The 3,174-nt window shown below is 72.8% G+C and carries 2 protein-coding genes; one reads left to right on the forward strand and one right to left on the reverse strand.

Annotated features, from left to right (window positions below):
* Nucleotides 1-452 precede the first annotated feature (452 nt).
* On the forward strand, nt 453-1,949 hold the full coding sequence (locus ABZV94_RS40870) for a hypothetical protein (protein WP_356350084.1): 1,497 nt from the start codon (nt 453-455) through the stop codon (nt 1,947-1,949).
* Between the two features lie 45 nt (nt 1,950-1,994).
* Here the strand turns inward: ABZV94_RS40870 and ABZV94_RS40875 are convergent.
* Nucleotides 1,995-3,174, reverse strand: a 1,180-nt coding sequence (locus tag ABZV94_RS40875) for a SpoIIE family protein phosphatase (RefSeq protein WP_356350086.1), incomplete at its 5' end; no start/stop codon positions are given.

The raw sequence follows: 3,174 nt of genomic DNA on the forward strand, positions 1-3,174 counted from the left end.
CACGGGACCGCCCGGACGCGGGGCCGGGTCGAGGTAGGGCCCGCCGCCCGCCGGGCGGGGGCGCAGCGGCCGGGGCGGGGCGGACACGGAGGACGATGCTGCGTACATGGGAGAAACAGATCCCTTCGTGTGCCTGCGGTGCCTGCCTGTGCGTCCGCGTCCCGAACTCATGCTCAGGTTGCGTGCCCCGTGAGCGTGGTTCCGGGAGCGTGCGCCCACCCGGCCCGGCCGTCCGGGTACACCCTGGGGAATGTGCCCGTCGTTGCCCGCCGTGCTCGGTCGCATACGGCCGTCATATGCGGGTGGCGACCGGGTCGGGGTGGCGCGTTCCTACCTGACACCCGATGGCCGGTGGCACACCATCTGGCGGACCCTGGCGAACCGTGGCGAATAGTCGCCCGGCAACCTCCACCGGGCTACTGTCAACTCAGCCGAGAACCTGGGGGCTTGACGTGAGCGGACAACCCAACACCCGCCTTGCGGACCTGTTCGGCCTGGCCGGCTGGTCGAAGGGCGAACTCGCGAGGCTGGTCAACCGGCAGGCGGCGGCCATGGGCCACCCCCAGCTGGCGACCGACACCTCCCGGGTGCGGCGGTGGATCGACACGGGAGAGATCCCGCGCGATCCGGTGCCGCGGGTGCTGGCGGCCCTGTTCACCGAGCGTCTCGGCCGTGTCGTGACCATCGAGGACCTAGGTCTGGTACGGCACGGGCGTACGGGGAAACGGCAGAGCGACGGGATCGAGGAACATCCCGACGGTGTGCCGTGGGCGCCCGAACGGACCGCCGCGGTCCTCACCGAATTCACGGGAATGGACCTCATGCTCAACCGACGCGGCTTGGTGGGCGCGGGTGCCGCGCTCGCCGCGGGATCCACACTCAGCAGCGCCATGCGCGACTGGCTCCACACCGACCCGGCCCTGAAGGCCGACGCCCCTGCCCTCGACGACCCCCTGCACGCCGACCCCGCCGGGTTCGACCGCTACGAGGCCGCCCCCATCGGGTCCCAGGAGATCGAGGAACTGGAGCGCTCGGTCGAGGTGTTCCGCGCCTGGGACGCGGCCCGTGGCGGCGGGCTGCAGCGCAAGGCGGTCGTGGGCCAGCTCAACGAGGTGGGCGGCATGCTCGCCTACCACCATCCCCCCCACCTCCAGCGGCGCCTGTGGGGGGTCGCGGCCAACCTCGCCGTCCTCGCGGGCTGGATGTCGCACGACGTCGGCCTGGAGCCCACGGCGCAGAAGTACTTCGTCATCGCCGCCCACGCCGCCAGAGAGGGCGGTGACCGGCCGCGCGCGGGTGAGGCGCTGTCCCGGGCGGCCCGGCAGATGGTGCACCTCGGCCGGCCGGACGACGCCCTGGACCTGATGAAGCTCGCCCAGTCCGGCGCCGGCGACCGCCTCCAGCCACGCACGAAGGCGATGTTCCACACCATCGAGGCCTGGGCGCAGGCGTCGATGGGCAAGGGCCAGGCCATGCGTCGCACGCTCGGACGGGCGGAGGACCTCTTCGTCTCCGACCGGCAGGACGTGGAGCCGCCGGACTGGATGCAGACCTTCAAGGACGAGGACCTGTACGGCATGCAGGCGCTCGCGTACCGCACGCTGGCGGAGTTCGACCCGGGTGCCGCCGCACACGCCCAGTACTACGCGGAGAAGGCCCTCGCCCTGCGCGTCGACGGGCGCGAGCGGTCGAAGATCTTCGACCATCTGTCCATGGCGTCGGCCTGCTTCATCGCGGACGACCCCGAACAGGCCGACCGCTACGCACGATTGGCCCTGATGTCGATGGGCTCGAACTCCTCCCGGCGCACCTGGGACCGGCTGCGGCAGATGTACCGGCTGACCGCGGAGTACGCGGGCTATCCGAAGATCCACGAGCTGCGGGAGGAGATCAGGCTCGCCCTGCCCAAGCCGAGGGCCAAGGGGGACGGCAACAGCGCACAGGCATAGGGGGCCTGTGCGCCGTCCGACCCGGAGGACGCCCTGTGGCGACCGTCAGGTGGTGACCTTGGCGACGAGCACGCACGCGTCGTCCTCGCGCCCGGCTCCGCCGAACTCCTCGACGACGGTTCGCACGCAGTCCTGCGCGGTGCGTGCCGCGCCGAACCGTGGGGCGAGGCCGAGAAGCCGGTCCACGGCCGCCGTCCTGTCGTGGCCCGACATGAGCCCGTCCGTGTGCAGGAGGAGCAGGTCGCCCGGTCGCAGGGTGACGACGGACTGTCCGTAGACGGCGCCCGAGGAGGCGCCGAGCAGCACGCCGTCCGGTGTGTTCAGCACGCGCCCCGTCCCGTCGCGGTACAGCAGCGGGGCGGGGTGTCCTGCCTGAGCCCAGACCAGCGTGCGGGTCTCGGGCCGGTAGCGGCAGCAGACGGCGCTGCCGAGGGCGGGCTGCACGGTGGTGTCGAGTAACTGGTTGAGCAGGGTGAGCAGTTGACCGGGCTCCGTGCCGGCCATCGCCATCCCGCGTACGGCGCCGAGCAGCGTGGCCATGCCGGAGGCGACGGCCACGCCCTGTCCGGTGAGGTCGCCGACGCTGAGCAGGGTCTGGCCGTCGGTCAGCTCCAGGGCGTCGTACCAGTCCCCGCCGAGCGGTGTGGCGGTCGCGGCCGGGAGGCGGTGGGCCGCCAGGTCCAGCGTGCTCGGGCCCTGGCGCGGGAGCCGCAGGGAGCCGCGCCATGGCGGCAGCACGGCTTCCTGCAGCTCGGCCGCGATCCGGTGCTCGGTCTGCTCCTGCCGGCGGTGCAGGTGCAGCGAGTCACGGGTCTCGCGCACCGTCCGCTGGCTGCGGCGCAGTTCGCTGACGTCGCGCAGCACGGCCCACATGGAGGCCGTGCCGCCGTCGGCGCCGAGCACCGGCTCGCCCATCATGTGCACGGTCCGCACGGAGGCGTCGGGCCGTACGACACGGAACTCGCCGTCGATCGGTTTCGCGTCGACCAGGCAGTCCGTGACCATCGCGGTGAGTTTCGGCCGGTCCTCGTCCAGGACCAGGCTGGGCAGCTCGTCCAGGGTGAGGGCGGGACGGGCCGGGTCGAGGCCGAGGATCTGGTACAGCTCGCCGGACCAGGTGGCCTCGTCGGTCAGCAGGTTCCACTCGGCGCTGCCCACGCGGCTGAGCAGCGAGCCGCTCGGGGCGTCGGCCGGCGCGGGCGGCGCGGCGGGCGGTGCGGCCGGC

The organism is Streptomyces sp. NPDC004658 (genome assembly GCF_040609555.1).
Classification (GTDB): domain Bacteria; phylum Actinomycetota; class Actinomycetes; order Streptomycetales; family Streptomycetaceae; genus Streptomyces.